Below are 5,818 nucleotides of genomic sequence, written 5' to 3' on the forward strand. Positions count from 1 at the left end.
TATTGAAACTAGCTCCCAATAAGTTAACCTACTATCAACGAGGTAAGAGGGCTATGCAGCTTGTCACGGCTACGTTTTAGATGTCTTTGTCACCCCCTCAGAGAGTAATCACCAAAAAGGAGCAGAGCATTAGGGAAATAATTGTAATTCTGCCTGCCATCAAGGTATCAATCAAAAAAGAGGCGTTTCACGCCGCAACGCTTCTTGGTTTTATATGTCTATTTATTTGATGCTTAGGGATATGTAAACTGCCTTAAAACAATTGAAAATTCTCAAGGGCGATCGCTAAATGTGTCCAATGGGTTCCCCCTTGCAAAAATAAGTTATATGGCTCTCGCAATGGTCCATCGGCAGATAGCTCAAGGGTACTGCCATCGATAAAAGTGCCACCCGCCATCACCAATTGACTGGCATAACCAGGCATCTCCCCTGGCACAGGGTCAACATAGGAGTCGATGGGCGAAAACCTTTGTAGATTGCGACAAAATTCAATTAATTTTTGGCGATCGCCTAGCTGAATTGCCTGAATAATGTCATAGCGCGGGGCAAAGGGCAGAGGTTTCACTTTGTAGCCCAATTTATCAAAGACATAGGCAGCGAGATGGCTACTTTTGATCGCTTCTCCCACCATTTGCGGCGCAAGAAATAAACCTTGAAATAGTAAGCGATTGAGATCGAAGGTTGCGCCCCCTTCCCGCCCAATCCCTGGAGCCGTCAGCCTCTGTGCCGCCAGTTCCACATATGTCGCCTTACCTGCCACATAGCCGCCTGCGGTGGCGATCGTCCCGCCAGGATTCTTGATCAAGGAGCCAGCCATAATATCGGCTCCCACATCGGTCGGTTCGCGATCGCTGACAAATTCACCATAGCAATTATCCACAAAACAGACTGTATCAGGGTTTTGCTGCTTTACAACTTGAATAATTTGGGCGATTTCGGCAATGGAAAGACTCTGCCGCCATGCATAGCCACATGATCTCTGGATTAAGACCATGCGGGTCTGTGGTTTGATCGCTTGTGCCAAGGTAGTCCAATCGATGCCACCTGCGGGGGTGAGATCCACTTGCCGATAGGTGATGCCAAAGTCCTTGAGCGATCCTGCATAACTACGTCCTTGACTATCAGAGGTGAGGGGATAGCCAATCACTTCTTCGAGGGTGTCATAGGGTGCGCCTGCGACTGACAACAATTCATCAAGAGGGCGCAAAATGCCAAACAAACAACAGGCGATCGCATGGGTTCCCGATACAAACTGCAACCGCACCGCCGCCGCCTCTGCCCCCATCACCTGAGCAAAAACCGCATCTAGCACATCGCGCCCCATATCTCCATGCCCATATCCCGACACACTGGCAAAGTGATGTGCGCCAACACGCTGATCCCGAAATGCTTGCAATACTTTAGCCAGATTGTTTTTAACTTGCAGATCAATATTCGTAAAGGTGGGCGCGAGGGTTGCAACTGCTTCAGCAACTAGCAAGGACATTTTGGCAGAAGTCATGGATTTTTGGGTAATCAATTTTTGGCAGGGTCTATCATCCTAAGGGAGCAGCATAGAATTTTGCAAGGGATACAGCAGCGCCAAGCACTTAAATCTAGATCTGAAGGGAAATTAGACGTTACGGCAAAGTGGTACTTTCAAATTTTGCATCGGTAGTTCATTTGAGGAGCGGGCGCTTCATAGTCCATCTAAAGGCGGAAAATATGAAGAAAGATTGCGGATATCTACAAACTCTGTTACATTTCTCAATGTAAGGAAATAACTTAACAAGGAATACTAATCATGTCTGAAGATAATCGCAATGTATGGAATTGGGGTTTCACATCTGGTGCTGAAAACTGGAATGGACGCTTAGCAATGATCGGCTTTGTATCGGCACTTGCGATCGAATTGATTAGCGGTCAAGGCGTGTTGCATTTCTGGGGCATCCTTTAATTTTTAGCTAATAAGCGCAAGCCCTCGCTCTAAGGTTACTCTGTTTAGCAAATTTTTAATTCTCTGCTGTATGCAGGTTTTCAAGAAATAAACGACACAAAGCTTGTCTCCAAGAGAGAAGCCAAGCTTGGAGAGTTCAAATTTCTTGATGGCAATAGCAGGATCATCTAAAAAGTAAGCCCTATACTCGTCCGCGAGCTAGGGCTTGCTTTTTTTATAACCAAGTCCGATCTCTAATTGCATTTTGCATTTTGCTAATCACTTCATCCACAGGGATTGCGCCTAGTTCGCCATGCTTGCGACTGCGAATGCTCAGAGTATTCGCTTCAACTTCCTTCGCGCCGATCACTGCCATTAAAGGCACTTTTTCCATTTCGGCTTTGCGAATTTGCTTCGCCATGCGATCGCCGCTATGGTCAAGCTGCACCCGCAATCCTAGCGCCTTCATCTGTGCTGCTACCTGCTCGGCATATGCCATCTGAGCATCGGAAACTGCGATGAGTTTGATCTGTACAGGCGCTAACCAGAGGGGAAAGTCCCCCGCATAGTTTTCGATCAGCACCCCAATGAAACGCTCAACGGAACCAAATAAAGCGCGGTGAATCATGATCGGCTGATGCCTTGCGCCATCCTCACCCACATATTCCATTTGGAAGCGATCGGGTAAATTGAAGTCCAATTGGATCGTGGAGCATTGCCAACGCCGCCCGATCGCATCCTCGATCTTAATATCAATCTTCGGTCCATAGAAAGCGCCGCCGCCTTCATCGATTACATAATTCCAGCCTTTATGGTTTAAAGCTTGTTTAAGAGCTTCTGTAGACTTTTCCCAAATCTCATCGGAGCCGACATATTTCTCTGGACGGGTGGAAAGATTGATCTCATAGTTCTCAAAGCCAAAGGTGGAGAGAATCAATTCTGCTAAATTAAGAACGCCGAGAATTTCCTGCTCGATCTGTGCCTCAGTGCAGAAAATATGGGCATCATCTTGGGTAAAGCCGCGCACACGCATCAAGCCATGCATGGTTCCCGATCGCTCATAGCGATAGACCGTACCCAGCTCGGCATAGCGAATCGGAAACTCCTTGTAAGAATGCAGAGTGTCTTTATAGATCAACACATGGAAGGGACAGTTCATCGGTTTAAGCTGATAAACCTGATGCTCCACTTCCATCGGCTGAAACATACTTTCACGATAGAAATCATTATGTCCTGAAATTTTCCATAGGTCTAAGTTTGCCATGTGTGGCGTGGTGACTGACTCATAACCATTTTGGAAGTGAGTATCTTTCCAAAAATTCTCGATCGCATTGCGAATAATCGCGCCCTTGGGATGCCAAAATACCAAACCGCCGCCAGCATCTTCTTGAATGCTGAACAGTTGTAAATCTTTGCCGATGGTGCGGTGATCGCGGCGCTTTGCTTCTTCGAGCATGGCGTGATATGCCGCTAGCTGCTCAGGAGTTTCCCAAGCCGTACCGTAAATGCGTTGCAGCATCGGATTTTTTTCGTCACCGCGCCAATAGGCTCCCGCAATGCTCTCTAGGGCAAAGGCATCGGGGTGAATATCGCCAGTACTGCCAAGGTGAGGACCTGCACAAAGATCCCACCAAGGTTGCTTTTCCAATTTTTCAGGATCGCCGATGAAATAGCGGCTAATATGCTGCCCTTCAGGAATGGCGGCGAGTAGCTCAATTTTGTAAGGCTCATTCAGCTTTTCGATTTCCGCCAGCATCTCAGAGCGCGGCAACTCTTGACGCACAAGGGGTTGGTTCCACTTGATGATCCGTTTCATTTCTTTAGCGATCGCCTTCAAGTCACTGGGCGTAAATGCTTCCTTGCGATCGAAGTCGTAATAAAAGCCATTTTCAGTCGCAGGACCGATTGTCACCTTAGCATCGGGGTATAATTTCTGAACTGCCATTGCCATCACATGGGAACAAGTGTGACGAATCCGCGCTAGTTTTTCGGTGTCGGCTTGCCGCAGGATCTCACTAGGTTTAATATCGCTAGAATTGCTTTCGCTGGGCTTTACTGCAACTGCATCCATAACTTGATGTCGTGACCTTTACTAATTTACAAGAATTTACAAGATTTACCAAAGATTTACCTTGAGTTTACCATCTTAACTTTTTTGCTGACTAAATAATTGCAGCAGCAAATTAATGTATTGGCTGGCTCAGTCTTAAACCCAAAAAATCCCAACAACCCGCGATCGCCTAAAACCTCACCCCATCAAAAGCGATCGCTATAATCGTCCTATGCACGATAATGAGTGATAGATATTGATGATTTAATAGAGGAGATTGAGGATTTGAGGCGTTCTTATCGGGATGAGCTAGAGAGTCGCTTGGATGTACTGCTATCACATATTTTGAAGCGATTATATGTCCCTCTGGCGAACGATTACAATGGTTGGGAAAGAACTATTAGAGAACAGCGCAAGCAAATTAGACGGCGCTTAGAACAGTCTCCAAGTCTTAAAAATTATTTGATGGTATTTGATGGTATTTGATGGTTGTTTTGCTGTGTTGTCGTAGGGGAATGGCACGGGGGGCTGTGCCCCCTACGATAACCTTGAAATTGGAGGTGGTTGCCTTGCTTTGCACTTAATAACTAATTTTCAAAGTGACAGCAGCATTGACCTTTTGTTCACCGCCCAAAATTGGCGTTGAGGCATCGGCTTTGGCTAAAAATGCCTCGCGGGGTTGAGGCACTGGATAGGCGATCGCTGACTCACCGATGACAATGCTATCAATGGACTTGGCATTAAATCCAAGGACTGACAATACCGAATTTCCTTGCGCCTGGGCATCTTTGACCGCATCTTGCAAAGCCAATTGTTTCGCCGCATTTAGCTCCACATCAGTGGCAATGAAGCTAATTTGATCAACCTGATTTGCGCCAGCATTCACCGCCGCATCAATAGTTGCTCCCGCTTGGGGAATTGCGACTACAAAGCTCACGCTAGTCTGTCCGATAAAACCCGTTTGGGTTTGGCGATTATTTTCATACACATATTTGGGATTCAGTTGCAGGCTACTGGTTTGTAACTGTTCCACATTTAATTGTTGCAATTTCGCCACCAGACTATTGGCTTTACGAGCCACTTCTGCCTGCACCGCGATCGCCGTTTTCGCTTCCACATTTATTCCCAATTGAATTCTGGCTTTGGTGGTTTTGACCGCTCTTTCGCCGCGACCTGTCACGGTTAAAAATCGCTCGTTCTTCCCATTTTGGCTTTTGCCAGATGACATTTGAGATGTGGCTTCTTGCGCTTGCAGAGGATAGGCGATCGCCGCCATTGTGGGCATAGCAAGGGCGATCGTTAAGGCAATAGCAGAAAATGAACGCATAGTTTTTGCAGATTAGAAATCATAATTTGAACTTCAGCTATAGTACAGTAAGCCTTCAAGGGAAATTCTCTGGTTACATTATTTGTAACCATGACTCTGATTTGAGGATCTGATTGCTTACTAGAAGTAAAGACCTCAGTCTTAAACCTGTCTTGGGCTTTTGGGGCAGATTTTCAGTCAATCACTTTACGACTTGTCATCAGCTAGCTATTATGGGATGCCAGCACCTGGTTTTAAATTTAGATATAGGATAATTAGCTAGGCATAAGTCAACTAAAAACTTAACAGTCTGTCCTGTCCTTTTACAAGGGTAGAACCGATTCTGGTTTCAGGCTGATTGACTGACAAACCCCTTTATCAGAAAAATGGGTTTAAACCCCCGCCGTTCTAGTGCGGCTTTATATTAGTTAGATATCTTACAAAATAAGTAGTATAATGTAAGTATGACTCAAAAAGCTTTCAAGTACCGATTCTATCCAACTCAGGCGCAAGAAAGCATGCTCAGGAGGACGATGGGTTGCGCTCG

5 protein-coding genes and 1 pseudogene are annotated in these 5,818 nt (G+C 46.0%); 3 read left to right on the forward strand and 3 right to left on the reverse strand.

All coding sequences use genetic code 11. From position 1 onward, the window contains the following. Positions 1 to 253: 253 nt before the first annotated feature. Positions 254 to 1,501 carry a methionine gamma-lyase family protein gene (locus H6F44_RS22030; protein ID WP_190353231.1) on the reverse strand — a complete coding sequence of 416 codons (1,248 nt, stop codon included), beginning with the start codon at positions 1,499 to 1,501 and terminating at the stop codon, positions 254 to 256. 282 nt (positions 1,502 to 1,783) lie between these two features. Here H6F44_RS22030 and H6F44_RS22035 point away from each other — a divergent pair, with 282 nt between their 5' ends. Beyond that, positions 1,784 to 1,936, forward strand: coding sequence for a chlorophyll A-B binding protein (locus tag H6F44_RS22035; RefSeq protein ID WP_190353232.1), 153 nt, complete (start codon positions 1,784 to 1,786; stop codon positions 1,934 to 1,936). 214 nt (positions 1,937 to 2,150) lie between these two features. Here the strand turns inward: H6F44_RS22035 and thrS are convergent, their stop codons facing one another. Beyond that, the gene (gene thrS, locus H6F44_RS22040) at positions 2,151 to 3,986 is read right to left on the reverse strand and encodes a threonine--tRNA ligase (RefSeq protein ID WP_190353233.1); all 1,836 of its coding nucleotides are present in this window, start codon (positions 3,984 to 3,986) and stop codon (positions 2,151 to 2,153) included. A 228-nt stretch (positions 3,987 to 4,214) separates the two neighbouring features. On the opposite strand from thrS, the pseudogene H6F44_RS22045 reads away from it, so the two are divergent. Continuing rightward, positions 4,215 to 4,433, forward strand: a pseudogene (locus H6F44_RS22045) (DUF29 domain-containing protein); the annotation flags it as partial. Positions 4,434 to 4,545: 112 nt separating this feature from the next. Here H6F44_RS22045 and H6F44_RS22050 read toward each other — a convergent pair. Beyond that, positions 4,546 to 5,292: an SIMPL domain-containing protein gene (locus tag H6F44_RS22050; protein ID WP_190353235.1), complete on the reverse strand. Its 747-nt coding sequence runs from the start codon at positions 5,290 to 5,292 to the stop codon at positions 4,546 to 4,548. A gap of 443 nt (positions 5,293 to 5,735) precedes the next feature. Here H6F44_RS22050 and H6F44_RS22055 point away from each other — a divergent pair. Then, on the forward strand, positions 5,736 to 5,818 hold an 83-nt coding region (locus H6F44_RS22055; protein WP_190350305.1), incomplete at its 3' end, for a helix-turn-helix domain-containing protein.

Source organism: Pseudanabaena cinerea FACHB-1277 (assembly GCF_014696345.1).
GTDB lineage: Bacteria > Cyanobacteriota > Cyanobacteriia > Pseudanabaenales > Pseudanabaenaceae > Pseudanabaena > Pseudanabaena cinerea.